This window comes from Arthrobacter terrae, assembly GCF_015708085.1.
GTDB classification, from domain to species: Bacteria; Actinomycetota; Actinomycetes; order Actinomycetales; family Micrococcaceae; genus Arthrobacter_M; species Arthrobacter_M terrae.
The window spans coordinates 1-24,895 of sequence record NZ_JADNYM010000003.1 but is presented as its reverse complement, the minus strand read 5'-3'; the positions used below and the strand labels follow the sequence as shown (position 1 = coordinate 24,895).

Here is a 24,895-nt window from a genome sequence, read left to right as displayed (position 1 = left end):
GCCTTTGGGAGCCTGCGCGCTCAGACTCGCTGGAGCCTGCCCCGTGGCGGTATTCGTAGGACGGGCCTGCGGGTGAAACAATGGTGTCAATTAAGGAGCACGTTCTTGGAAATCTTCCTCATCATCGCCGCGGTCGTCGTAGCATGGGCACTGGCCGTTCTGGTCATCATCAGATTCATGATGGGCGCCCAAAAGAACCGACGGGCCCAGCGAATGGCCGAAGCAGAGCATGAGCGGCGGCGTGAAGCCAAGCGCCGCACGATCGAAGATGCTGCCTAGCGGTGCTGGCCGGTGACGATTGGTTCCGGCTGGTCGATTAATCTCATTCCGGAGGCCTAGAGTCGTTATATGCAGTTCACGTCCAATGACGGCTTCACCATCAATCTTGAATCGGCCTCTGCCGGCGGACCGCAGGGACGCGGACGTACCTTCCACGCCCGCCGCAGGAACCGTCACGACCGGGGACTGCGCGGCGAACTGCTGCTCCAGGCACTGCCGGGATCGCTCACCCGGGCGGAAAGATTCACCGAACTTCTGATGGACTCAGCCGAACGGCTCAGCGAACTTTGGGGCGCGGCCCTGGGCCCGGTCGAATTCGCCGTTGAGGACATTCCAGTGGCGCTTGAGCGTTTGACCGGTACCGGGGAACGCGTGCCGATGGCACTGTTCCAGGCCGCCAGCGCTGAAGCTCCCGCAGTGATAACGCTCTATCGGCGCCCGATTGAACAGCTGGCCGATACTCCGGACGAGCTGGGCGAAATCATCCATGAGGTGGTGATCGAGCAGGTTGCCGGTCTGCTCAACCTCTCCCCGGACGCCGTAGACCCGGCCTATCGCAGGTTTCGCCGGTACTGACCGGATCAGCACCGGCTCTCAATACCCCAGAATTACCTTCAGATCCTGCGGCCCCGAAACGCCCCGGGGGACGCCCAGAACGGAAACGGCGGCTTTGTCCTTAATACCCAAGAGCTGCGCGCCGTACACCGCGTCCCCGGTGGCGGAAACAACAAACCCCGCCACGGCCTCGCCGGCCAACTGCGCCGGGTCCACCGTCAGAGTTGTTCCCCCGGCGACGTCGACAGTCTTGACGGGCAGGAAAGCGCCACTGAGTGAAACCGGAGTCAGCGAAACTTTCGCCCGGCCTGCCGGAACGCCAAAGACAAGCGTGGAAACGACTCCCTGAGGCACGGTAATCAGCTGGCCATTCCCCAATTTGGCTCCGGCAGCCGCCGAACCGAAGTCGACGGGTTCGCCGTCCTTGATCGCGCTTGCAACCCTGGCGGTGGCCGTGAACGCAACATCCGAACCGATATCCAGGGTGTAAGTTCCTGCTGGCAGCCCCGCGAGCGAAAGTTCGGAAACGCCGCCTGCTTTCGCGGTAAAGACGCCGCCTCCCGGCAACTGCTGCTGCCCGCTGGGACCGTAAACCTTGACCTGGACAAGCGCGTCCGTGCTGCCCGGCACTGTGACCTGCAGTGCCGCCCCGGCGTCAGAGTACCCCGATTGTCCTGCCACCGCAGTGGCCAGAGCCGGCTCCTGGACTGCAACGCCGGTCACCACCTGTCGGGCCGCCGGCGCGCTGACCGGAGAGATAACTTCCACTCCACCGGAAGTCAGCCCGCGCAAAACCGACTGTTGGATCGTTGCCGCAACCGGGCCGCCGGTGCTTTTTAGCCGCATCGAAAGGTTTGACTGCCCGGCAGCCAGCCCGGCAAGAACCACGGATCTGCTCGTTCCCGCCGGGACCAGCAACCCCTTGGCTCCGGGTGCCTGGACGGGTCCTTTATCCCCAAAGAGCTCAAGATTCACCGTCGCGGCCGTCTGCGACGAGTTCGAAATATTCAAAATCGCCGTCCGGCCTACGGTGGTGCTGGCGCCTGCCAGCCAAAGGTCGTTTGCCGGCGGCTGGCAGCTGTCTGCGGCCAGACCTGCGAGGTCACCGTCCGGCGCGGCATAGGCCATGACCGCCCCAATCAAGGCCCGCTTGCCTCCGAGCGGATCCGCCCGGAGCACCGTTGCGCCGCTGACGGCCTGGCTTTTGAGTACCGCCGCCTTACGGTTGTCCGCTGTGGCAGCCGAGCCGGCAGTGGCTCCAGCCGTGCCGGCAGCGCTGGCGCTGCCGGACCCGGCTGGGGCGGCTGGAGCCAACAGCGCCAGTGGCTCCCCCGCACCCAGCGGGCTCAGGGCGCTGCCGGGTATCGTTCCGTCGGGCGAGCTGAGGACCAGGGCGGTTACGGTGGAACTGGAGCTGCTGGCGGCTGCCGAAAACTGCGGATCCGTTCCTGCCGCCGAGCCGTCCAGCAGCCGTGCCGGCCCCGGGCAGGCGGCCGTGCTCTGCCCCGCCGGCAGCGCCACCGCCGGCGGATCCACAACCGCCGCAGCAGCGAACCCGGGCACCAGCGAACCGCCGGCCACCACCGCGGCGGCGACCACCGCGACGCCGCAGCCGGTGATTAGCGACATGGATGGTCCCCGGCGGCGTCGAACAGTCCGATCTCCCTTGCCCGGCAATCCAGCCCGCTCAGACCCCTGCCCGGAGTCCGGCAGTCGTTGGTCTGCTGCCTTGGATGCATCAACCATGGGTACCTACCTTGCCTAACGCGCTCTCATAGTCAGCTGCCGCCTTGGTCAAAGCGTCCCGCGCTGCCGGCGCACCCGCACCGGCTTCGACGGTCGCATCACCATCAGCGACCGGGTCGCTGGATCGGTTACCCACCACCGAGGCAACAGTGGAACCGGCGCTAGACCGCCGTCGTCGCGCCGGCATTGGGATGGCCATCAGCACGGTTAGTCCCAGCACAACGATCTGCAGGATGCTCCACAGCCCGGCCCAAGGGTTTTCGTAGCGGACTACGAGATGCCCCCCTGATGCCGGAAGCGTGAAGGCCTGGGCCCAGTCCGAGGTCCTGGACGCAAGTTGCCTGCCGTCCAGCCAGGCTGCCCAGCCCGCATCGGCCCGCTCTGCGAGCACCAATCGCCGGTCTGCTGCACCCGGCATGATCTGCGTGTCCACGTTCAGAACGTCAGAGGGCAGGTAGGAAAGCGTTACTCCGGATGGGTCCGTAATCCGCACCCGCGACCCGACCTCGGGCGTCGGCCCGGAGACCGCGTCCGGCGTCACCCGCCAGAGCCAGCCGACGTCTGTGGGGCCTACGGTAGCCAGGCCTGGAACGGCCTCTATCTGACTTGCCATTAACTCCGCGGCCGTGTCGCCGTTGTGCAGCACCACAAATCCGACCCCGAGCTCAGTCAGCTGCGGTCGCGGGTCCACTCCGGTGCCGGCCATGATCGTTGCCACTGCCTGCCGGATGGATGCGCCGGCTGGATCGTCGCCCTGAACGGATTCGGCACCGGGGGCTCCGGTTATTCCCCGGGCGGAAGCAATCGTGGACAGCGAATCCATGGTGGTGCCGGCGCCGCGCATCAGTGCTGCGCTGACGCTGGCGTCGGAATTAATGCTCAGCACCAGGGTCCGGGCACGTTCCGGGCCGTTGCCACGATCTGTCGCCGTGGCCGGCAAGGTTCGTGCGGACCCGGGACGGACTAACGTGCTGACCCCATATTGTTCATCTGTCGGGCCGGTTTCCACGCCCAGGTTCGTAATATCACTTTGCGTGCCTGCATCCTGCCCAAGCGGCGCGCGTGCCGGATCCGCCGCCGTCGTTCTTTGATCGGCTCCGTGCGCGAGGTTTTGCGCCACCCATAGGCTGAGGCTGGCCACGGGTGAGATCACCAGAAAGACCGAAATCAGAACGGCTGTGCCGCGGAAAGCCCCGGAACGCCGGGCACCGGCAGGAGATCGGGCACTGCTGCGGGCTCCTTGCAGCAGCGCGTCGACCCCGAGCAGCGCGGCTGCGAGGAGCGCAAAGGCCGTCAGTGAGACGCTGGGACCGCTGAAGGGGGTAACCAGTGACGTCCCGCCCAACGCGACGGCGATGCTTGCGCTAAAGAATCCGCTGAGCAGCGCCAGCACGGCTACGCCCCACAGCGCCCGCACCAGGCCGGCTCGCCTGGTCTTGATCAGCAGAGCGCAGACCGCCAATGACAGTACCGGCCCACCAACCACTATCATCGCTGTCAGCGCCCAAGGAAAGGCTCCGCCGGGGAACCACGAGAGAGAGTTAATACCCGCTCCGGAGCCGATTCTCACCGGTTGACCGAGAATTTGCTGCCACAGCGGAGCGTTCGTGTAGGCCAGCGGCACGCCTGGGTCCGCAAATATGGCCCGAGGCTGGTTGAGCGTGGAAATAACAAAGGGGACAAATAGCGCAATGCTCGGCAGCAATGCCCAGAATAGTGTGCGCCCGCGCCTGCGCAGAAAGACCATCGCCAAGATGATACCGACGACGGCGCCGGGCAACAGTGACGGTGCGGAGGCCGTGATGATGGCCAGTCCCAGTCCGGCGGCCGCTGCCGCCGTCCAGGAAGGCACGTGTCCGCTCCCGGGCCGGCCCGGGCCCACGATGATGGTCCGCGAAGGGCCGGCTGCTGATCGTCGGGCCGGCGGCTGGACCGCGGCGCCACGCCGCAGGACGGATCCGCCCACCGCGCGGATCAGGCCCAGCAGGACCCAGGGAATTAGAATGTGCGCCAGGAGTGCACCCAAACGGCCCTGACCGATTGCTATTTGCAGCGCAGGAGCCGAAGCCCAAATAACAGCTGCGGCAAAACGTGCCCAGCGGTGCCGGGTGAGCGCCCCGGCGGCGAACCAGGCCCCGAGTCCGGCCAATGGAAGCGCCAGGATCAACAGCCAGGCAACCGCCGCGGATCCATTCCCCAGCCCCGCCAGCGCCAGCAGCCATAGAACGTAGCCGAACGGATCACCGTGCCCGGGCAGTCCTGCGCCGACCGCAATCCACCAGGTCGACGCGTTGTGCCAAATCCCCCCGAGTCCGGCGGACAGTGGCAGGAGGCCACCACCGGCCACTGCACCGGCACCGACCAGTCGGTACAGGCAGAGGAGGCCGACGGCGAGCAGCAGAACTACCGCAGCGACGGCTCCCGTCGCTGGCGGCAGACGGTTGGCCGTGCTGAGTGCGGCAAAGTCATCGGCAGCGTCTCCGCTGGGAACGAACTGGACGGATCCGTCACCTGCGGGGTCATCGGCGTCGGCGTCGGCGTCGGTGAAGGAGTCCAGCAATGAACGCCGGTGCGAACGGATTTCACGGTCACCCGCTTGCAGTGCGCCCATCACCGAACGCGGCAGCACCCGCGTCCGCGCCGCGGCGGCGCGGCTGCGCCGCAGGATCAGCGGCCTGGCCAAAGCGGCACAGGTACCGGTAAACTGTCGGGCGCCGTAGCCGGGTTCCTTCAGCACTATTCCGGCAAGAAGACGGAACACACCGCCCAACAAGGCACCGATGGCAAGAAACGGCACTTGCCACAACGGGGCATGTTTGAGGCGTAAATGCACCTCCGCCTTGCGGGCCGCCTTCGGCGAGGCCACACTGCGCTGCCGGCGGGAAACGTGCCGCATTCCGGCCCGTGGCACTACGACGACCCGGTGCCCGGCAAGTCTGTTCCGCCAGCAGAAATCAATATCGTCCCCGGTGCCGGGTACCGCCGGGTCAAAACCGTCCAGTTTTTCCCAAATGTCCCTGCGCACCAGCATGCCGGCCGAGTTGACGGCAAAGACGTCACTGCGGCCGTCGTGCTGGCCCTGATCGTGTTCGTCGCGGTCGATCAAGGTCACGCGCTCCGCCCAGCGGCTCGCTGACAGCCCGACGTCGATCAGCTTCCGTGGTTCGTCCCAATCGAGCTGTTTACAGCCGGCCACCGTTACCGACGGGGCGCGCTCGACAGCCTGCAGCAGTTCCGCGAGGGCATCAGGGGCCGGTGCCGAATCGTCGTGCAGAAGCCAGAGCCATTCGTGTTCCCCCTCCGTTTGCGCCGGAGCGCTCAACTGGCGGACAACGTCTTGAACGGCGGAGCCGAAGCCACCGCGGAAGGACGAATGAGTAATTACCTTCCCCTTGCCGAGGGCGTCCTCCAGCAACTTCAGCGATCCATCGCTTGAGCCGGTGTCGGCGCCGAAAACTGCGTCAGCGGGGCGAGTCTGAGCGGCAACGGCCGCGAGTATTCTGGGTAGGTATTTGCTGCCGTTGTGCGCAATGACGACGGCGGTGACACTTACTGCAGCAGGAATTAGACCGCTCGCTTCCGAAGCCGGCGACGCTCACGCTCGGACAGGCCGCCCCAGATGCCGAAGCGCTCGTCATTGGCCAGCGCATACTCCAGGCACTGGGCACGCACATTGCAGGAGCCACAGACCTTCTTAGCATCCCGAGTGGAACCGCCCTTTTCGGGAAAAAAGGCTTCCGGGTCTGTCTGTGCGCAGAGGGCATCGGTCTGCCAGCCCAGCTCGCCGTCGTCGCTGAAGCCAGTGTCGCCGAAGCCGGGCGTGCCGGAGGGAAGACCAATCCAGATTGGCTGGACTACGGCTCCGGCCAGCCCTGCAACGAGCGCAAGCGGGCTGCCGTCGGGGTTTGATCCGATGTCGGGGGCGGTCTCCAGCGCCTCGTGATCGGCGAGGAACGCCGTCGCCTTTTCTTCCAATGATTCCCGCGCACTGCGGTCATAGCGGTCCGCTGCCTGCGGATCCGCGGGGTCGACGTACCAGTCACTGGGTACACCAAGGGAGCGGTACTGCAAGGCCGGCTGTCCCTGAACTGTTGCCTGGCCGGCCAGGTCTGCCGTCGTCAAGGAGCCGTCCCCCACGCGCTGCGCCGGTGAAGGTGCACTGCGTTCCGCTTGTCCCATGGTCGTCCTCCTGTTGCCATTGCAGCCAATATCTTGGCAAGTTAAAGTCCGGTGAGTGTGCCGCTGAACGGCGTGTTTCTACCTTGGCGACGATGTCCCCGGGTCTAATTACACCGTTGTAATACGGGCTCCGTCAAGCGGGCGGGGTGATCCTATCCACAACGGGCCAAGACGCGGCCGCGCCACGCCCGGAGAATCAGCGGAGGAATCCGGGCGTGGCTTTTTCCGGAATACTCGCCGGGCGCGCTGCACGCTGAAAATCAGGCATTTCCCGATCCGGAGCGGGCCGTTCGAACACGGTAAACATGCCCAACATCACAGGCCTAAGCAGGGTCAGACTTCAGCTCGTGGAGGCCGCAGCACCCAGATGACGGCCAGGAGCGTCCGAACCGCAGCCGTTACTGGCAGGATGAAGGCATGCCCTCAGACATTTCCACCGTGCCGGCTCTTCTTACGACCCTTCGCACGGTGGACGCCACCTCGCCACGCCTGACCTGGTACGGGCCGGACGGAGAACGGGTGGAACTGTCGGGGAAAGTGCTGGACAACTGGGTGGCAAAAACGGCAAACTATGTGGTCGATGAATTAGACGCCGGTCCCGGCAGCGTCATTGCCATCGACATGCCCGCTCATTGGCGTTCGCTGTGCTGGGTACTGGCCGCCTGGCATGCCGGGGCCGCAGTCAGTTACGGTCCCGGCGCCGGACTGAACCATGATGTCACTGTGACAACAGCGCCAACAGCTCCAGGGCCAGCAGCCTCCCGTCCCCGGACACTCACTGTAGCCGTGGCGCTTGGAGCGCTGGAGATGAGGTGGACCGGGGACCTCCCGGCAGGCGTACTGGACTACGCCGCCGAAGTTCGCGCCCACGGTGATATCTTTGTGCCGTTTGATGAACCCTCGGGAACCGACGCCGCCGTCGTTGGTTCCGGCAAGCCGGACTCTCTTGCTCCCTTTGCATCGGTCACCTTCGGATCGTTGCTCTGCAGCTATGCGCACCCGGCAGAGCGGTCCGAACGCGTCATCTTGACCGCGGGTGACGGATTGGAATCCGCCGTCCGCAATGCGCTGGGAATCTTCAGTGCCGGCGGATCTGTGGTGCTGGTACATCCGTCTGTCCCGGTAACCGAACGGCTGCTTTCGGCCGAGCGGGTCACGATGCAGCGCTGAGCAGGAATCCGCTGAGCAGGAATCCGCTCGGCAGGAATCCGCTCGGCAGGAATCCGCTGAGCAGGTATTTGCTGAGCGCGAATCCGCTGAACACCGGGGGCCAGCCCCCTCAATCCACAGGAGGGCGGGGCTTTCCCGGCTCCACAAGCTCGTGGTCCTTCGCAAATCCGGGGTCCTCGTCCAACTCCTCGGTGAAAACCCAGAAACGGTAGGCGAAGAAGCGGAAAACCGTACCCAGCACCAGACCGATCACGCTGCCGGAGACGAAGTCGGCGAACGGAGTGGTAAAGCCAAGTACCCAGTGCGAGACGTAAACGCAGGCGGCCGCGATGGCAATCCCAATGCCATTCATGACCGCGAAGAGGACCACCTCGCGCAAAATATTGGCCCGGCGTCGGTGCCGGAAGGTCCAGTACCTGTTCGCTACCCAGGAAAAGATGGTCGCGATAACGGCAGAGACAATCTTGGCCCGCGTGGGGTGGTCGGACAAGGCGCCATGCAACAGCCACAGATAAATTGCCGTGTCGATGACGAACGCAACGCCACCGACGGCGCCAAATTTCGCAACCTCGCGCCAGAACAGTCCAAAGAGACCTCTAATGCGTGTTGCTGCTGATTCAAACATGATCCTCCACCGTCGCTGCCGCCAAACATACGGCCAGTTATAGGATCTTACGGGAAAAGCCTTGGTGGGCGCTGCCAATTTCCCCGATAAACATCCCATTCCCGCACGTCGACCCCGAAAATCCGGGAGGCGTTCGGTAGTCTGTGGACTGTGACTTTTCCAGTAGTAGGTGTTGTTGGCGGCGGCCAGCTGGCCCGAATGATGGCCCCTGCCGCCGTCGCCCTTGGTTTTGAGCTGCACGTTCTCGCCGAAACGCCGGACGTCTGCGCGGTTCCTGCCGTGGCACATGCGCCCGTCGGAGACTACCGGGATCTGGCCGTTTTACGGCGTTTCGCGGCCGGTGTCGACGTCCTGACTTTTGATCATGAGCATGTACCAGCTGAACACCTGCGCGCGCTGCTGGCCGACGGCGTCAACGTCCAGCCACGCCCCGACGCCCTGATTCATGCCCAGGACAAACTCGTCATGCGTGCAGCTATCGAGCGGCTCGGCCTGCCGAATCCGCGCTGGAGCGCCGCAGCCTCGGTAGCGGACGTCATTGCGTTCGGAGACCAGCACGGCTGGCCGGTGGTTCTTAAGATGCCCCGCGGCGGGTATGACGGCAAGGGCGTGAAGGTGCTCGACGACGCCGATGCTGCCACGGCGGCCGCTGACTGGTTCACGGCCATGAACCCCTTGTTGGTAGAGGCGAAAGTCGAATTCAGCCGGGAGCTTTCCGCACTGGTGGCCCGCACACCCGATGGTGCATCCAGCGCATGGCCAGTGGTCGAGTCCATTCAGGTGGATGGCGTTTGCGACGAGGTGATAGCTCCTGCACAATCTCTGCCGCCGGAGGTGGCGGCGGCTGCGCAGGCCGCCGCGCTGCAGATCGCCGCGGACCTTGGCGTCAGTGGTGTGATGGCGGTGGAGCTCTTTGAAACGCCCGGTCTTGGCCGTGGCTTTCTGGTCAATGAACTCGCCATGCGGCCGCACAATTCGGGCCACTGGACCATGGACGGTTCAGTCACCGGCCAGTTCGAGCAGCACTTGCGTGCCGTATTGAACCTTCCGCTCGGCGCCACCGCGGCGCTGGCGGACGTTACAGTGATGAAGAACATCCTCGGCGGCGCCAACCAGGACCTGTTCAGCGCCTATCCGCGCGCTTTGTCCGCGGAACCCCGGGCCAAAGTCCATATGTACGGCAAAAGCGTGCGGCCAGGGCGCAAGATTGGACATGTTAATGTGCTCTCAATGCCCTACGACGACGCTGCTGCCGTCCGCGCTCGCGCCTGCGAGGTCGCCGCACTTATCCGCGATGGAATGGTTTCCGGCACAGACTCATCCGGCACAGACTCATCCGGCACGGGACCGTCCGGCACAGACCAGAGGGAGCTCCAATGAGCCAATCAGCAGAAAACGTGTCCCCCGACAGCTCGTCCAACCCGCTTCCCGCCGCAACTGCCACCCCGGCTCCTGCGGCGCAACCGGCACTCGTGGGCATCGTTATGGGCTCCGACTCGGACTGGCCGGTCATGAGGGCTGCCGCCGAGGTCATGTCCGAGTTCGACATCCCATTTGAGGTCGATGTGGTATCGGCTCATCGGATGCCAACTGAAATGATTAGCTACGGCCAGTCCGCCCGGGACCGCGGTCTGCGCGTTATCATCGCCGGTGCCGGCGGGGCCGCGCATCTGCCCGGTATGCTCGCTTCCGTCACGACCCTTCCTGTCGTCGGCGTTCCGGTGCCGCTGAAAACCCTTGATGGAATGGACTCCCTGCTGTCGATCGTCCAGATGCCGGCCGGGGTACCCGTAGCGGCTGTATCGATCGGCGGTGCCCGCAATGCCGGGCTCCTGGCAGTTCGAATGCTCGCCTGTGGGGCCGACGGCACTGCGGCGCGGCTGCACGGCGCATTGGCCGAGTTCGCCAACGATCTTAATCGGACCGCCGCCGTCAAGGGCGGTTCTTTGCGTCAAAAAGCCGCACAGGCCTTCCCCGGCCTGGTGGGCTAAGAAGGACTTATGAGCATCAGCAGCCCGAAAGTCAGCCAGGCCTCGCGGAAGCCTCCGGTCCTCACCAACCCGGTGCGTTATCCACAGTCCGCTCCGGCACCCGTGCGCACTAAACGTGCGTTTGTGCTGCTGCTGCTGACGCTGCTGCTCCCCGGAAGCGCCCAGATCGTTGCCGGCAACCGAAAACTGGGCCGACTCGCGCTTCGCGTCACGTTCGGTGTGTGGCTCGTCGTCGTACTGGCCTTAGCTATCTCGCAGCTGAACCGTGGGCTGCTTTTCAGCGTCTTCACGAATCCCTTCAGTTCCCTGCTGCTGATCGCGGTGCTGGTCCTGCTGGCGTTGGGCTGGGCCTACATGTTCCTGAACACCCTGCGCCTTATCCGGCCCGCGCTGCTCGCCCCGGGAATGCGCGGTACCGTCAGCGTCGTCCTGGTACTGCTCATGGTGCTGACCTCCGGCTCCGTTGGCTACTCGGCGTACCTGATCAATACGGGCCGCAATGCCATTAACAGCATTTTCTCCGCCGGTCCCGATATGGCCCCCGTGGACGGGCGGTACAACTTCCTGGTGATGGGCGGGGATGCCGGCGCAGACCGCGTGGGACGACGTCCGGACAGCATCATTGTTGTCAGCGTTGATGCCTCCAGCGGACAGGCCGTCACGATCAGCATTCCGCGCAACCTGCAGAACGCCCAATTCACGGCAGACTCACCGATGCGCAGCGTCTATCCGAACGGCTATAACTGCGGGGACAATTGCATCATCAACTTCCTTTACACCGAGGTCACGGAGAAATACGCCAACCTGTATCCGGGCCGGTCTGATCCGGGCGCCGCCGCCATGATGGACGCCGCCGGCGGGACGCTGGGACTGAAGATCCAGGGTTACCTCCTCATCGACATGTCCGGCTTTTCCCGGCTGATCGATGCACTGGGCGGAGTCAAGATCAACGCCGGCGGCTGGGTCCCGATCAGCGGCGCCAGCCTGGATGACAGCGGTTACAGCCACGCTCCGCCGGAGGGCTGGATTGCCCCGGGTGAACAGACGCTAAATGGCCAGCAGGCGCTCTGGTACGCCAGATCACGCCAATGGGTCCTGGAATATGCCCGCAGCGAGCGGCAGCAGTGCATCCAGCAGGCCCTGCTTAAGCAGATGGATCCCGCCACTGTGCTCTCCAAATTCGAGTCGATTCTCAATGCCGGGACGAAGGTAATGGAATCGGATATTCCGGCCGCCCAGCTGGGCAGTTTTGTTGATCTGGCCCTGAAATCCAAAAAGCATCCACTAAAGCGGCTGACTATAGGTCCCCCGGACTTTGACATTAACTTTTCCACCTTTCCCGACTTCAATGTCATCCATGCCCGGGTGCAGGAACTGATTGCGGGAAACAGCCCCGCTCCCACAACAGGCCCGGAGGGAGCCGCGCCGGCACCGGCCGCTCCAGATGCCAGCACTGCAGCTCCCGCTGCACCGGCTCCGGCCCCCGCGGCACCGGCTCCGGGCCCGCAGGTCACCCAGGAGTACCTGCAGCAACTGGCAGAACAGGGCGACGACGCAATGCTCGAATCACTGCTCGCCAACAACGGCAGTTGCACGGCCGGATAGCCACGAACTCTAGGAGAGCAAATGTACACCTTGACAAACGTATTGCGTCCCTATGCCTGGGGTTCACGCACTGCAATTTCGACGCTGCTGGGCCGAGCGCCTTCCGGGGGGCCGGAAGCCGAACTGTGGCTTGGCGCGCACCCCGGCTCACCCTCCTTGGCCACGGCGCCGGACTGCAGCACCGGGTCGCTGGACGAGCTGATCGCGGACGATCCGGACGGCATGCTTGGTACCGATGTGCGTGCGGAATTCGGTGACCGGCTGCCCTTCCTGGCTAAAATCCTGGCCGCCTCGCAGCCATTGTCCTTACAGGTCCACCCGACTCTCGCCCAGGCTCAGGCAGCATTTGCCCGCGAAGAAGCGGCAGGTATTCCGCAGGCCGCCGCCGAGCGAAACTACAAAGACAATAACCACAAACCCGAGCTGATCCTGGCGCTGACGGATTTTGAGGCGTTGTGCGGTTTTCGCCCGGCCACGGAGTCAAGGGCGATCTTTGAACGCCTGTCCGCCCTCTTTGAGACGGCCGAGGAGACCTTCCCGCAGCTCTTGCGGGACGTTATTTCGGACCTGTCCGCAGTGGAAGAGTCAGAAGCTGGCGAGTCGACGGCGATCCGGACAGCCTTCCACCGCCTCATCACCGGAGGCAACGAGGTCACCGACGCCGTGAGCGCCGTCGTTACCGTACTCAATGCCGGCCCCGCTGCCCATCCGCCGCACACGGCATACCAGCGTGAGCTGTCCACCGTGGTCAACCTGGACAGTAACTATCCGGGGGATGCCGGCGTGCTGCTCTCCCTGCTCCTGAACCGCGTCTCGCTCAGGCCCGGGGAAGCTATCTATCTCCCTCCGGGAAACATCCACGCCTACCTGGAGGGTCTTGGAGTAGAGGTCATGGCGTCCTCGGACAATGTGCTCCGCGGTGGGCTCACACCCAAGCACGTGGATGTCCCGGAGCTGATGAAGACGGTGGAGTTCCGCGCCTTGCCCGTGCCGCTGATCGCCGCAGGCAGCACCGAGCTGGGCCAGGAAATCTGGCAACCGCCATTCCGGGAATTTCAGCTCCAGCGCGCGATTCTGGAACCTGACGGACCACCGATTCCACTGGACCAGAACGGGCCGCTCCTTGTTATCGCGGTCACCGGTTCCGTCATTCTCGATTCGCCACGCGGTGACCTGATCCTCGCTCACGGGGACAGCGCCTTCGTCCCGGCGCGGGAAAGCCCCGTTAACGCCCACCCCGTAAGTGGCGCCGACGCCGCTGCCGTTCTTTACGCTGTCACAGTTCCTGCCGCCGTCGTTCCGCCTGCCGAGCCCGCACCGACCCGGCAGCGCTAGCCCCAGCCCCAACTAAGTAGCAGCAACTGCACTCATTTCACGTTTTGCGTGCACCTGCTGCTACTTAGTTGGGGCGGCCACCCTTTTGCGTAGGCCCGAGAGCACAGCGGGCGCCCCGGAAACGAACCTTCCCGTCTTCCTCACAGCCTTGCGGGCCAGCGGCAGCACCCTGGCGTAGACCGGGTAGAGCGGCGAGAGCGGCTTGTCCCAGGTCCCCGCCAGCAGATTTTCATGATCGGCAAACCCGATTTTAAACTTCGAAACTCCGTCGTTCAGGAGCCCGTTGAAGTCATACCGACCGACGCCGCGCTCCTTCATGGCTCTAATGGCCGTCCACTTGAGTGTGAAGTTGGCCCGCAGATTCTGCCCAACGTCAGTCATCCCGCCATAAAGCTCGAAGGCGGTCGCCCCGCTGGCGGCCAGCCAGAGGAAGGCCACCACCGCGTCGCCGTCGAACGCAGCAAATACCGCAGACCCCCCCCCCAAATTGTCGAAAATGTCCAGATAATAGGCATCGGAGTGGATGCCGAATCCGGCGCGATCGGCCGTCAGCCGGTAAACGGCGAGGCACTGCGGCACCTCCTCGCGGCTGACCGGGCGGTAGTCCAGCGCCTCCCGGCCTGATTTACGGATGTACTGCCGGGTTTTCTTCGTCATTGCGGCCAGCAGTTCATCTTCGGAGCGGTGCAGATCCAGGATCAAAGTACGCCCCATCAAAATGGTGCTTTCCGTCCGCCGCCAGCCGGCTGCCAACAGTACCGTCGCACTGGGCGAGTCCATGTCCCAGTCAGGTTCAATGCTCAGCACCACGGAGCCATGCGTGAGCTTCACATAATTGACGACGGCGTCAAGGACCTTGGTGCTTGAACTTTCCGTCGTCTGCGGGCCCCGCGGGATGTAGGCCAGGGAACGAAAGGGAAATGGCAGGCGTCGGAACAGCAACTGGGCGGATCCGACGAGTGTGCCGGTAGCATCGTGGACCAGCACGCGGTCAACGGACCAGTTGTGTGCCGCCTTCGTCTGGCCCCAGCCCCACAGCTGCATCGGATGGCCCCGCCCGGCATTCACCGCGGCATCCCACTCGGTCCGGTCCGTGCACTGCTCAACGCTCAAAGTCATAGCAGCAAGCCTATCCGGCCAGTACAGCCCGGCGGAAAACCAGCCGATCCGCCGCCAGGCCCGCCAGGCCCGCTAGGCCATTCTGGCGTAGGACTCCCATTTGTGTGACTGGTGCTCGCCGTCAACGAAGCGGATTGTGCCCGACTTCGAACGCATCACGATCGACTGCGTGAGCACCTTGTTCTTGTCGTAACGCACTCCGCGGAGCAGGTCACCATCGGTGATTCCGGTCGCGGCGAAGTAGCAGTTGTCGCTGCGGACCAAATCGTTCGTCGACAAAACCCGGTCCAGGTCGTGCCCTGCGTCGAGCGCTTTCTGCTTCTCGTCGTCGCTCGTGGGCCACAAGCGTCCCTGGATGACCCCGCCGAGGGTCTTAATCGCGCACGCTGCAACGATTCCTTCGGGTGTTCCGCCAATCCCCATCAGGGCATCCACACCGGTTCCCGTGCGGGCCGCAGCGATGGCGCCGGCGACGTCACCGTCCATGATCATCTTGGTGCGTGCGCCCGAATCGCGGATTTCCTCCACCAGCGGACGGTGCCTGTCGCGGTCAAGCACCATGACGGTCAGCGCGTTGACTTTGACACCCTTGGCTTTGGCGATCAGACGAAGGTTCTCCTTGACCGGCAGCCGAAGGTCGACGACGTCGGCGGCTTCGGGTCCGGTGACCAGCTTTTCCATGTAGAAGACGGCGGAGGGATCGAACATGGTGCCGCGCTCGGCCACGGCCAGTACCGCAAGAGCGTTGTTAATGCCTAAGGCGCACAGCCGTGTGCCGTCGATTGGATCAACCGCCACGTCGCACTCGGGGCCGGAGCCGTCCCCTACCTGCTCGCCGTTGAACAGCATCGGCGCTTCGTCCTTCTCGCCCTCGCCGATCACCACAATTCCATTGAAGTGAACCGTCGACAGCAGCGAGCGCATCGCGTCTACCGCGGCGCCGTCGGCCTTGTTCTTGTCTCCGAAACCGACCCAGTGGCCGCCGGCTATTGCGGCGGCTTCGGTGACCCGGACCAGTTCGAGCGCAAGGTTGCGGTCCGGTTCGTCATCTCCCACAGCCAGCGCCGGGGAAAGGGTCGAGTACTGAGCTTCATCGTTGTTCTCGGACACGAGTAACCTCATCTTTGAGTTGTGCTGACGGTAATGAATGGGCACCGGAATCCGCACTTTTGCCGGGACCGGTCAGTCTTCATCATAGTTGGCTGTAGAGCCCCAAGCGCGAGCGCGCCGCCGCTGAAGATGTGAACCCATCGCGAATGGTGGATTATGGAACGGTGACGCATATACATGACGACGGTTCGCCGACGGACGTTCTCCCTCCGCAGGAACCGGAAAAACCCGCTCCTGCGGTCAGACCCGTTATCGCAGCATCGGCCGCCAAACGTGCGAATGCTTCGATCATGGGCATGGTTCTGGCACTGTTGGTGACACTGGCCGTAGTGCTTCCCGTCATTTTACTTAACGCGCACCAGAACGCTTCCGTCTACCGTCCGGATGTTGATGTTCCGGTCATTGCCGCCCAGGCCAGGGACGTGGCCGGTTTTGCGCCCGTGGCGGCGCTGCCGCCGGGCTGGAGCGTCAACTACGCGCGCTGGAAATCCGCCGGAGCGGACGGAGTGGCCTTCTGGGAGGTCGGTTATGTATCCGCATCGGGACAGTTCATCTCGCTCAAACAAAGCGCGCTGGCTAATCCCAGCTGGTTGGCGCAGAATGCGAATAATGCCCCGGTCACCGGGGAACGACAGATCGGAGCGCACAACTGGGAGCTCCGCGACAAACCTGGATCAGATAAATCGCTGATCCTCCAATACAGAGGCACAACAATGATTCTCACCGGAAGCGCACCTCTCACCGACTTCGACACGCTGGGCGCCGCGGCAATTGCGTCGATCGATCACCAGCTCGACTCCCCTACCGGCGGCGCTGCCACACCCACCACGGGGAGCAGCAAATGAGCGGCCCGGAAGACGGCGGCGAGCTCGCACTGTCCGCTGACGTGCTGACTCCGGCCGAGGCCTGGAAAAAGCTCGGTGACGGCAATAAGCGGTTCGTCAACGGTACGTCCTCGCACCCGAACCAGGATGCTTCGCACCGGGCCGCGCTGGTGAACACGCAGAATCCTTTCGCGGTAATTTTTGGTTGTTCTGATTCCCGGCTGGCTGCTGAAATCATCTTCGATTTGGGTTTGGGCGACGCCTTCGTGGTCCGCACGGCCGGTCATGTGATTGATAACACGGTGCTGGGCTCGCTGGAATACAGCATCGCCTACCTGCAGGTCCCGCTGATCGTTATTTTGGGTCACGACAGTTGTGGGGCGGTCACGGCCACCAAGGGTGCGGTGGAGACCGGAGAAATGCCGGCCGGGTTTATCCGCGATTTAGTGGAGCGAATCACGCCTTCGGTGCTGACGTCCCTGCGCCGCGACGAGCACGAGGTCAACGACATGGTCGTGGAACATGTGCGGCAGACGGCGGAGCGGCTGGTGGAGAATTCCCCGATCATCGCCGCCGCCGTCGCAGAGCACCGGACCGCCGTCGTCGGCCTTGCCTACCGGCTGCAGGAAGGGCGCGCGGACCTGGTCTCCAATTTCGGTACCCTCTAACGCGGCGCCGCTTGTCCTGCCCGACGGCGCACAGCTCACTTCAGCAGCCGCGACAGCGCACGGTCCGCCAACGGCTTCCCGCCGGTCTGGCAAGTAGGGCAGTACTGGAGAGCCGAGTCAGCGAAGCTCACTTGAAGAACGGTATCGCCGCAGACGGGGCACGCCTGCCCTTGTCGGCCGTGCACCTGCATCGCAGATTTCTTCTCCCGCTTGAGCTCGGCGGCCGCAAGCCCGTTTGAGCGCGAGATTGCAGTCCGCAGCGTCGTTTGCATCGCAGCGAACAACCGGGAAGCTTCCTCCACGCTCATCGAGGCCGGCTTAAAAGGGGACATTTTGGCGGCGTGCAGGATCTCATCGGAGTAGGCGTTGCCAATGCCGGCGATGATCGCCTGATTGCGCAGCACGCCCTTGATCTGCGATCGCCCCGCCGCAGCGAGTATGCCAAGGAACGTTTCCTTCGCGAATTGCACGCTCAGCGGGTCAGGCCCCAGCCTGGCGATGCCCGGCACATCGGCGGGGTCACCGACCACGAAGATGCCGAGGCTCTTTTTGGTGCCCGCCTCGGTGATATCGATGCCGGCGCCGTCGTCGAGCACCAGTCGCGCGGCAAGCGGGCCCCTGCCGCCGCGTCCGCGGGGTGCGGGACTCCCCGCACGCCATCGGATCCAGCCGGCCCGCGCGAGATGCATGACCAGATGTATCTCACCGACGCTGATGTCCAGAAACTTGCCGCGCCGCGTCACCGCGCGCACCACCTGACCGGCCAGTGCCGAGATGGGCGGATCATATGTCTTCAGCGCGGCAACCGCCAGAATGTCCAGGCGATTAACGGTGCGCCCGGTGAGATGGGCGTCCAGGTCCGCGGCGAGGGCATGGATCTCGGGGAGCTCGGGCACGTTCTCAGTCTCCATCAGCTTGCGGCATCCGTCGAGGGCCTCGGCGCCAAAGCGGTATTCTTGACGTCATGACTGAGACTTCCGCACCGGGCACCGCATCCACCGATCAGCAGTTCCGCATCGAACACGACACGATGGGTGAGGTCCGGGTCCCGGCCAATGCCCTGTACGGCGCGCAGACGCAGCGGGCAGTGGAGAACTTCCCGATTTCCGGGACCACGTTGGAACGGGCGCATATTGAGGCGCTGGCGCGGGTGAAGAAGGCCGCTGCTACCGCTAATGCCGAGTTGGGCGTGCTCGACGGCGAACTGGCCAGTGCCATTGAATCCGCCGCCGAGGAGGTCATCGCCGGGAAGTTCGACGGCGATTTCCCGATCGACATCTTCCAGACCGGCTCCGGCACCTCGTCCAATATGAATGCCAATGAAGTCCTCGCCTCGCTGGCCAACCGGGCGCTCAAGGCGGCCGGCAGCGAAAAGTCCGTTCACCCCAATGACCACGTCAATGCATCGCAATCCTCCAACGACGTCTTCCCGACCTCCGTGCATGTGGCTGCGGCGTCCGCGCTGACGAAGGATCTCATTCCGGCACTGGAGCACCTGGCCGCTTCGCTGAAGCGCAAGTCGGACGAGTTCGCCACCGTGGTCAAGTCCGGCCGCACCCACCTGATGGATGCCACTCCGGTGACGCTGGGACAGGAGTTCGGCGGTTATGCCGCGCAGGTGCGCTACGGCGTCGAACGCATCAATGCCTCGCTCCCACGCGTCACCGAGGTCCCGCTGGGCGGCACCGCCGTAGGCACCGGAATCAATACCCCCAAGGGCTTCTCCGAGCGCGTTATTGAACTGCTGGCCCAGGACACCGGCCTGCCGCTGACCGAGGCGCGGGACCATTTCGAGGCACAGGCCAACCGTGACGGCCTGGTGGAAATGTCCGGGCAACTGCGCACAATCGCTGTGTCACTGAGCAAGATCAGCAATGACCTGCGCTGGCTTGGCTCCGGTCCCAACACCGGCCTCGGCGAAATTTCCCTGCCCGACCTGCAGCCCGGGTCCTCGATTATGCCCGGCAAAGTCAATCCGGTGATCTGTGAGGCCGTATTGCAGGTCTGCGCTCAGGTGGTAGGCAACGACGCCACCGTGGCGTGGTCCGGTACCAACGGAGCCTTCGAGCTTAACGTTGGTATCCCCGTGATTGCGGCCAACCTGCTCGAATCCATCCGCCTGCTCGCCAATTCCACCCGCGTGATGGCGGACAAAATGATCGACGGCATCGAGGCCAACGTGGAACGGGCCCGCTTCCTCGCCGAAGCCTCACCGTCCATTGTCACCCCGCTGAACAAGTTCATCGGGTACGAAAACGCCGCCAAGATTGCCAAGCACGCCATCAAGGAAGGGCAGACCATCCGTGAGGCTGTTGTGGCCCTGGGCTTCGTGGAGCGCGGCGAATTGACGGAGGAACAGCTCGATACCTCCCTGGACGTGCTGTCCATGACGCGGCCACCACAGTAGCCGTCAGCGCAGGAACCGTCAGCGCAGTAGCCGTCAGCGCAGGAACCGTCAGCGCAGGAACCGTCAGCGCAGTAGCCGTCAGCGCAGGAAGCGGGTCTCACCGGCAAAATCGAGCGCCCACTGCAACCACTGCTGATGCGCCGCACGCAACGGGGGCAGTTCGTCGAGACCAAACCATCCGACGTCCACCGACTCGTCGTCGTTCACCCGGGCCACCCCGGAAACCGATTGGGCCTTAAAGACCAGGTTCATGAACTGGCACTGATCTCCGTTGGGAAAGGTGATCGGTGCCTGGCTGTGCACGGCCACGAGTCCTTCCATCCGGGCCACCACGCCCGTTTCCTCCAGCACCTCGCGGGCAGCTCCCACGGCCGGCTCCTCGCCCGGATCAAGCATGCCGGTGATCAGCGTCCAGTCCCCCGTGTCGGCGCGCTGCCCCAGCAGCACCTTGCCGCCGTCGTCGAACACCACCGCGGTCACACCCGGGAGCCACAACGGGTCATGGCCGATTTTCTCGCGCAGGGTCAGGACAAAGCCGGGAGTAGGCATATGCCAGCCTAACCGCCGGCGGCCAGCATGACAGCGATGGCGCCGGCCAGCATGAACGGGCCGAACGGTATCTGCGTTTTACCGCTGCCACGGTGTGTAACGATCAGTCCCAGACCGAACAGTCCGCCCAAGACGAACCCGGCCATAATGCCGAACAGCACTTGGGGCCAGCCGAGATACCCCAAATACAGACCGAGCAAGGCCGCAAGTTTAACGTCGCCACGTCCCATGCCGGCGGGGTAGATCAGCCGCAGCAGCAGATAAAAGCCACCGAGCACCATCGAACCGAGCACGGTCCTCAGCGCGGAACGCGGGTCCTCCGCGACCAGGCTGCCGGCCAGCAGCAGCACCAAAGCGGCCGCGAAGGACGGAAATATGATCCGGTCCGGCAGCCGATGTGTTCGAATGTCGACCATGCTCAGACGCACCGCGGACACCAGCAGGCAAACGCAGGCCAACAGAACCAGCCAGCCAGCCGCCGGGTGGTTCGCCCATAGTTCCACCAGCCGTGTGATCATAAAGCGATAGTACGCGACTGCCCCTACCCTCCGGGGGTGCTGGCGTAAGCTGTGGACATGACTGCGGCAGCGGAGCAATTCAGGGATCTGTGCAGATCGTCGCCATGGAAATGGCAGAGCCTTCGCTTCGAATTGCGCTTTCGGCGGGCCCCGGGATTCGCTGGGACCCTGGACCGCCCCATCAGTCAAGGCGCTGTGGCTGACCTGCTGGATCCGGCCGTCGCTGCTGAGTCTGACCGGCAGGATCCGGCCGCCACTGCTGAGGAAGAAGCGCCGGTCAACTGCTGGGTGCGCCGGCCCCACGCCCTCCGGGTGGAAGCACTGGACGGAACCATGCTCTACAGCACCACCGGGATTAACGATTCCAAGGACGGCCTGTTCATCAGCGGACGGCGCAAGCCGTGGTTGTTGCCGGCGCATTTAGTCACGCCGGTGTACGACGACGACGGCCTGGTCCGGCGCCGCCCTGAGGCCGCCTATGGCGAGCCCCGCTTTGGCGACGGCCGGTTCCCGGCGCTGCTTGACCCGGTGGAACTGGCCGGGGATAGACCGGTTCCACTCGACTACCCCTTTGCCAATGTGACCGAACCAGGTCCGATTGAACAAGTCGAACACGAGGGCCGTCCAGCGCTGGAAAGCATCCTGACGGCCAATCACACTTACCTCCCCACCATCCCCGGCCATCCCCTGCTGTTTCCAGGACGCACCGCCATCCGAATCGACGCAGGGACCGGGGTCTGCGTGGCCAGCCAGTCGTTGGACGGACCCACGGCCGGCGCCGGTCACTGGCTGAAGGTCCTCGGGGTCGACGAATATATGCTGGACGATCTGTTCGTGGAGGTCAGCATGGGCCTGACCGACGTCCGCAGCCATATCAGCTGGGACCTCGGCCCTGCCACTTAGCCGTCTGCCCCTTTCGGTGAGTGCGTCAGGACTCAATGCCTTCGAGCAGCTCGGTGACGAGCGCGGCAATCGGCGACCGCTCGGAGCGGGTGAGCGTGATGTGACCGAACAGCGGATGACCCTTAAGGATCTCGACGACGGCGGCAATCCCGTCGTACCGGCCGACCCGCAAATTATCGCGCTGGGCCACGTCGTGAGTCAGTACGATCTTGGAGTTTTGCCCGATCCGGCTCATCACCGTCAGCAGCACATTTTTTTCCAACGACTGAGCCTCATCCACGATCACGAACGAATCGTGCAAGGACCTGCCGCGGATATGAGTCAACGGCAGAACCTCCAGCATGCCGCGGCCCACAACCTCCTCAACAACTTCCTGCGATACCAATGCCCCCAACGTGTCAAAGACCGCCTGAGCCCACGGATTCATTTTTTCGCTCTCGGAACCAGGCAGGTAGCCCAGCTCCTGGCCTCCTACGGCGTACAGCGGACGGAATATCACCACCTTTCGGTGTTCCCGCCGCTCCAACACCGCTTCAAGCCCCGCGCACAACGCCAGCGCCGACTTCCCCGTTCCTGCCCGGCCTCCCAGCGACACGATCCCGACCTCGGGGTCCATTAGTAGATCGATCGCCAGGCGCTGCTCTGCCGAACGCCCGTGCAGACCGAAGATCTCCCTGTCCCCCTTGACCAGTCTTACCTGCTTGTCCGCCCCTACCCGCCCGAGGGCTGAGCCGCGGTTCGACAGCAGGACCAGCCCCGTATTCGTTGGCATTTCCGCTGCTGCAGGAATGAACGCCGGCTCATGGCTGTACAGCGTGCCGATCTCGTCATCGAGTACATCCAGCTCAGCAACGCCCGTCCAGCCTGAATCCTTGACCAGCTCATTGCGGTACTCGTCCGACTGCAGGCCCATGGCGGAAGCCTTTACACGCATCGGCAAGTCTTTGGACACCACCGTCACATTGCGGCCTTCATTGGCCAGGTTTTTGGCCACCGCCAGGATCCTGCTGTCGTTGTCGCCGCTGCGGAAGCCGGCGGGCAGCACGTCGGAGGAAATGTGGTTCAGCTCCACCCGAAGGGTTCCGCCCTCTTCCCCAAGGGAGATTGCTTTGTCAAGACCGCCATGCTTTACCCGCAATTCATCGAGCAACCGAAGGGCTTTTCGGGCAAAGTATCCCAACTCGGGATCATGGCGTTTTCCTTCCAACTCGCTGATCACCACGATTGGAACAATGACCTCATGTTCGGCGAAGCGCAGAACCGCGTGTGGGTCGGACAGCAGCACCGAGGTGTCCACTACGAAGCTGTGCTCCGCCGTCGTTGGTTCAATCCGGGCCCGTTCAGAAATTGCCACATCGACTCCAGTCCCAGGCGCACGCACCCGGATTTACTAGGGGTGAGGCGGGCGGGCCGGTAGGCCGCGCACGGCCCCGCGATGTAATCTGCGCAAAATCGCGCTTCATAGCCGGCCTCCCGATCGAAGGGCAGGAAGCCCTCCGATAGCACTAAGCTACGCCCAATTCCGGATTTTAGCCGTTCCTGCCGCCACGGTGTGTCTACGCGATCCCGGAGAACAGCCGGCAGTGGCCGATGCAGGGGGGACAAATTGTTATCCAGGCACCGGAAATTGTTATCCGAGCACCGGAACGCGCCGGGATATTACGGCCGCCGTTAGGATTCCGGCTGCTGCGAGCCACAGCGCGTCCAAGTTGAGCGCATGGTAAGCCAGCCCGCCCAAAACCGAGCCACAGGTCAGCGCAAACCACAATAAAAAGTACCGGAGCCAAGCGAGTCTCTCACCACCGGCCAACGCGGAAGCAATCCGCTGTCCCATCTTCACCAGCGTGCCTGTCATGTAGGTCAGTCCGATGCTGACCTCGCCATCGCGTTCAAAGACTACGTTCTCAGCCCCCATGGCAAACGCCATCATTGGCGGAACCAGTGCTACCCAGAATCCAGCGTCGAACATCACGGCCGCGGCTGCCAGCACCACGGCAATGGACAATAGGATGACGATGCGCTTGTGTGTAGGCACCGCACCACGCAGCAGCGAACCGCAAATCACGCCCGCAAGGAATGCCGCCACCAGGCCCATTGCGAGCATCACGCCGAGCCAGGACCCATCCGCCAGAAGCGCACCCGCCCGGGTGGAGTTACCGCTCATAAAGGAAACGAAGTAGCCGCCTAAATGGATGAAGCCGACGGCGTCAACAAAGCCGGCGACGGCGGACAGCCCGGCAGCCAGCATGATTTCCGTCCGATGGTGCCGGTGCATCTTTTTCTTCCGGTCCGGTCAGGCGCCGAAGCGGCGTTGTCTGCCCGCGTAGTCCCGCAATGCCCGCAGAAAATCGATCTTCCGGAAGGCCGGCCAAAGGGCCTCACAGAAGTAAAACTCGCTGTAGGCGCTTTGCCACATCAGGAAACCGGATAGCCGTTGTTCCCCCGATGTTCGGATGACCAGATCAGGATCCGGCTGGCCCCGGGTGTATAGATACTTAGAGATGTCCTCCACCGCAAGTTCATCTGCGAGCTTGCCGATGTCGCTGCCCTGCGCGACGGCGTCATGGAGGAGCTCCCTCACCGCATCCACTATCTCGCGCCTGCCGCCGTAACCGATCGCCACATTGACGTGGAGGCACTCCTGCTCCGGTCGCCGTGCCGCGAGAGTAGAAAGTCTGTCAGAGAGGTAGTCCGGCAAAAGCTCCGGGGCACCCATTGCATGGACGCTAATATTCGCGTCCGCGTCCAGCAGGTCCAGAGTGTTCGCGATGATCCCCATCAGCTCGTCGAGTTCGTCAGCAGAACGCCCCATGTTATCCGTCGAAAGCATGTACAGCGTGACCACGTTGACGCCCAGTTCCTGACACCAGCCAAGAAACTCCAGGATCTTATCCGCCCCCGCCTGGTGACCCTGCCGGGTAGGTGCATTGAACTGCTTGGCCCAACGCCGGTTGCCGTCCACCATGACGCCAATGTGATTGGGGATTCTGTCCAGCTTCAGCGATCGAGCCAGTCGGCGTTCATAGAAGTCGTAAACCAGCGCAGGCAGCCTACGTGGCCACAAGTACGGCTGCAACAATTATCACCTGGCTTCCAACTTCTGGGGCCTAGTGGCCGCGCTGATGTGCTTCCCCTACGTTACCCCTGCCGCTGCGCCTCGAGGCTCACCGAAAACCTTCCGCCTAGGAGAGCCCTACTACTCGCTGCCGGTGATGATGGTGCGGGCGAAGTTTTGGGCGTCTTTGAGGTTGTCGTGGTAGGTGTTGCGGATCCAGGGGTTCCCGGCGTAGCGGGCTGTCGTCTCTTCGCCCA

The 24,895-nt window shown here is 63.7% G+C and carries 23 protein-coding genes; 11 read left to right on the top strand and 12 right to left on the bottom strand.

What is annotated here, in order from left to right; all coding sequences use genetic code 11:
• Window positions 1–105 precede the first annotated feature (105 nt).
• Window positions 106–279: a hypothetical protein gene (locus IV500_RS02450; RefSeq protein WP_196395247.1), complete on the top strand. Its 174-nt coding sequence runs from the start codon at window positions 106–108 to the stop codon at window positions 277–279.
• Between the two features lie 69 nt (window positions 280–348).
• The gene (locus IV500_RS02445) at window positions 349–855 is read left to right on the top strand and encodes a metallopeptidase family protein (RefSeq protein WP_196395246.1); all 507 of its coding nucleotides are present in this window, start codon (window positions 349–351) and stop codon (window positions 853–855) included.
• Between the two features lie 18 nt (window positions 856–873).
• On the opposite strand, the gene IV500_RS02440 is transcribed toward IV500_RS02445, so the two are convergent.
• From IV500_RS02440 to IV500_RS21245, 3 genes are all read right to left on the bottom strand, one after another.
• The gene (locus IV500_RS02440; protein WP_196395245.1) at window positions 874–2,463 is read right to left on the bottom strand and encodes a DUF5719 family protein; all 1,590 of its coding nucleotides are present in this window, start codon (window positions 2,461–2,463) and stop codon (window positions 874–876) included.
• Between the two features lie 109 nt (window positions 2,464–2,572).
• Window positions 2,573–6,145, bottom strand: a complete 3,573-nt coding sequence (locus IV500_RS02435; protein WP_196395383.1) for a glycosyltransferase family 2 protein — start codon at window positions 6,143–6,145, stop codon at window positions 2,573–2,575.
• Window positions 6,145–6,759, bottom strand: coding sequence for a WhiB family transcriptional regulator (locus IV500_RS21245; RefSeq protein WP_230854385.1), 615 nt, complete (start codon window positions 6,757–6,759; stop codon window positions 6,145–6,147). Before IV500_RS21245 ends, IV500_RS02435 begins: the two co-directional genes overlap by 1 nt.
• 417 nt (window positions 6,760–7,176) lie before the next feature.
• Between IV500_RS21245 and IV500_RS02425 the strand changes: the two genes are divergently transcribed.
• Entirely contained in the window at window positions 7,177–7,929 is a 753-nt protein-coding gene (locus IV500_RS02425; protein ID WP_196395244.1) for a TIGR03089 family protein, read from the top strand.
• A gap of 109 nt (window positions 7,930–8,038) precedes the next feature.
• On the opposite strand, the gene IV500_RS02420 is transcribed toward IV500_RS02425, so the two are convergent.
• Window positions 8,039–8,554 (bottom strand): GtrA family protein, encoded by a 516-nt coding sequence (locus IV500_RS02420; RefSeq protein WP_196395243.1) that lies wholly within the window; start codon window positions 8,552–8,554, stop codon window positions 8,039–8,041.
• 150 nt (window positions 8,555–8,704) lie between these two features.
• On the opposite strand from IV500_RS02420, the gene IV500_RS02415 reads away from it, so the two are divergent.
• The 4 genes from IV500_RS02415 (at window position 8,705) to manA (ending at window position 13,485) form a co-directional block, all read left to right on the top strand.
• A complete protein-coding gene (locus tag IV500_RS02415) occupies window positions 8,705–9,934 on the top strand; it encodes a 5-(carboxyamino)imidazole ribonucleotide synthase (protein ID WP_196395242.1) in 1,230 nt (409 codons plus the stop codon).
• A 104-nt stretch (window positions 9,935–10,038) separates the two neighbouring features.
• Window positions 10,039–10,545 carry a 5-(carboxyamino)imidazole ribonucleotide mutase gene (gene purE, locus IV500_RS02410; protein ID WP_196395382.1) on the top strand — a complete coding sequence of 169 codons (507 nt, stop codon included), beginning with the start codon at window positions 10,039–10,041 and terminating at the stop codon, window positions 10,543–10,545.
• A gap of 9 nt (window positions 10,546–10,554) precedes the next feature.
• Window positions 10,555–12,150 (top strand): LCP family protein, encoded by a 1,596-nt coding sequence (locus IV500_RS02405; protein ID WP_196395241.1) that lies wholly within the window; start codon window positions 10,555–10,557, stop codon window positions 12,148–12,150.
• A gap of 21 nt (window positions 12,151–12,171) precedes the next feature.
• Window positions 12,172–13,485, top strand: coding sequence for a mannose-6-phosphate isomerase, class I (gene manA / locus IV500_RS02400; RefSeq protein ID WP_196395240.1), 1,314 nt, complete (start codon window positions 12,172–12,174; stop codon window positions 13,483–13,485).
• A gap of 60 nt (window positions 13,486–13,545) precedes the next feature.
• On the opposite strand, the gene IV500_RS02395 is transcribed toward manA, so the two are convergent.
• Together IV500_RS02395 and glpX are read right to left on the bottom strand one after the other, a co-directional pair.
• Window positions 13,546–14,604, bottom strand: a complete 1,059-nt coding sequence (locus tag IV500_RS02395; RefSeq protein WP_196395239.1) for a lipid II:glycine glycyltransferase FemX — start codon at window positions 14,602–14,604, stop codon at window positions 13,546–13,548.
• 72 nt (window positions 14,605–14,676) lie between these two features.
• Entirely contained in the window at window positions 14,677–15,726 is a 1,050-nt protein-coding gene (gene glpX, locus IV500_RS02390) for a class II fructose-bisphosphatase (RefSeq protein WP_196395238.1), read from the bottom strand.
• A 152-nt stretch (window positions 15,727–15,878) separates the two neighbouring features.
• Here glpX and IV500_RS02385 point away from each other — a divergent pair, with 152 nt between their 5' ends.
• Both IV500_RS02385 and IV500_RS02380 read left to right on the top strand, forming a co-directional pair.
• Window positions 15,879–16,559, top strand: coding sequence for a DUF4245 domain-containing protein (locus IV500_RS02385; RefSeq protein WP_196395237.1), 681 nt, complete (start codon window positions 15,879–15,881; stop codon window positions 16,557–16,559).
• Window positions 16,556–17,206, top strand: a complete 651-nt coding sequence (locus tag IV500_RS02380; RefSeq protein WP_196395236.1) for a carbonic anhydrase — start codon at window positions 16,556–16,558, stop codon at window positions 17,204–17,206. Before IV500_RS02385 ends, IV500_RS02380 begins: the two co-directional genes overlap by 4 nt.
• 35 nt (window positions 17,207–17,241) lie before the next feature.
• On the opposite strand, the gene IV500_RS02375 is transcribed toward IV500_RS02380, so the two are convergent.
• Window positions 17,242–18,102 (bottom strand): Fpg/Nei family DNA glycosylase, encoded by an 861-nt coding sequence (locus IV500_RS02375; protein WP_196395235.1) that lies wholly within the window; start codon window positions 18,100–18,102, stop codon window positions 17,242–17,244.
• Between the two features lie 68 nt (window positions 18,103–18,170).
• On the opposite strand from IV500_RS02375, the gene IV500_RS02370 reads away from it, so the two are divergent.
• On the top strand, window positions 18,171–19,613 hold the full coding sequence (locus tag IV500_RS02370) for a class II fumarate hydratase (RefSeq protein ID WP_196395234.1): 1,443 nt from the start codon (window positions 18,171–18,173) through the stop codon (window positions 19,611–19,613).
• A gap of 78 nt (window positions 19,614–19,691) precedes the next feature.
• Here the strand turns inward: IV500_RS02370 and IV500_RS02365 are convergent, their stop codons facing one another.
• Window positions 19,692–20,162 carry an NUDIX hydrolase gene (locus IV500_RS02365; RefSeq protein WP_196395233.1) on the bottom strand — a complete coding sequence of 157 codons (471 nt, stop codon included), beginning with the start codon at window positions 20,160–20,162 and terminating at the stop codon, window positions 19,692–19,694.
• A gap of 8 nt (window positions 20,163–20,170) precedes the next feature.
• Window positions 20,171–20,680, bottom strand: coding sequence for a prepilin peptidase (locus tag IV500_RS02360; protein WP_196395232.1), 510 nt, complete (start codon window positions 20,678–20,680; stop codon window positions 20,171–20,173).
• Window positions 20,681–20,737: 57 nt separating this feature from the next.
• On the opposite strand from IV500_RS02360, the gene IV500_RS02355 reads away from it, so the two are divergent.
• Window positions 20,738–21,583 (top strand): hypothetical protein, encoded by an 846-nt coding sequence (locus IV500_RS02355; RefSeq protein ID WP_196395231.1) that lies wholly within the window; start codon window positions 20,738–20,740, stop codon window positions 21,581–21,583.
• Between the two features lie 25 nt (window positions 21,584–21,608).
• Here IV500_RS02355 and phoH2 read toward each other — a convergent pair whose 3' ends face one another.
• The 3 genes from phoH2 to IV500_RS02340 form a co-directional block, all read right to left on the bottom strand.
• Complete coding sequence (phoH2, locus tag IV500_RS02350; RefSeq protein WP_312875794.1) at window positions 21,609–22,937, bottom strand: RNA 5'-3' helicase PhoH2; 1,329 nt, start codon at window positions 22,935–22,937, stop codon at window positions 21,609–21,611.
• Window positions 22,938–23,213: 276 nt separating this feature from the next.
• Window positions 23,214–23,858, bottom strand: coding sequence for a YoaK family protein (locus IV500_RS02345; protein ID WP_196395230.1), 645 nt, complete (start codon window positions 23,856–23,858; stop codon window positions 23,214–23,216).
• 18 nt (window positions 23,859–23,876) lie between these two features.
• Window positions 23,877–24,647, bottom strand: a complete 771-nt coding sequence (locus IV500_RS02340) for an isoprenyl transferase (protein ID WP_196395380.1) — start codon at window positions 24,645–24,647, stop codon at window positions 23,877–23,879.
• Window positions 24,648–24,895 lie beyond the last annotated feature (248 nt).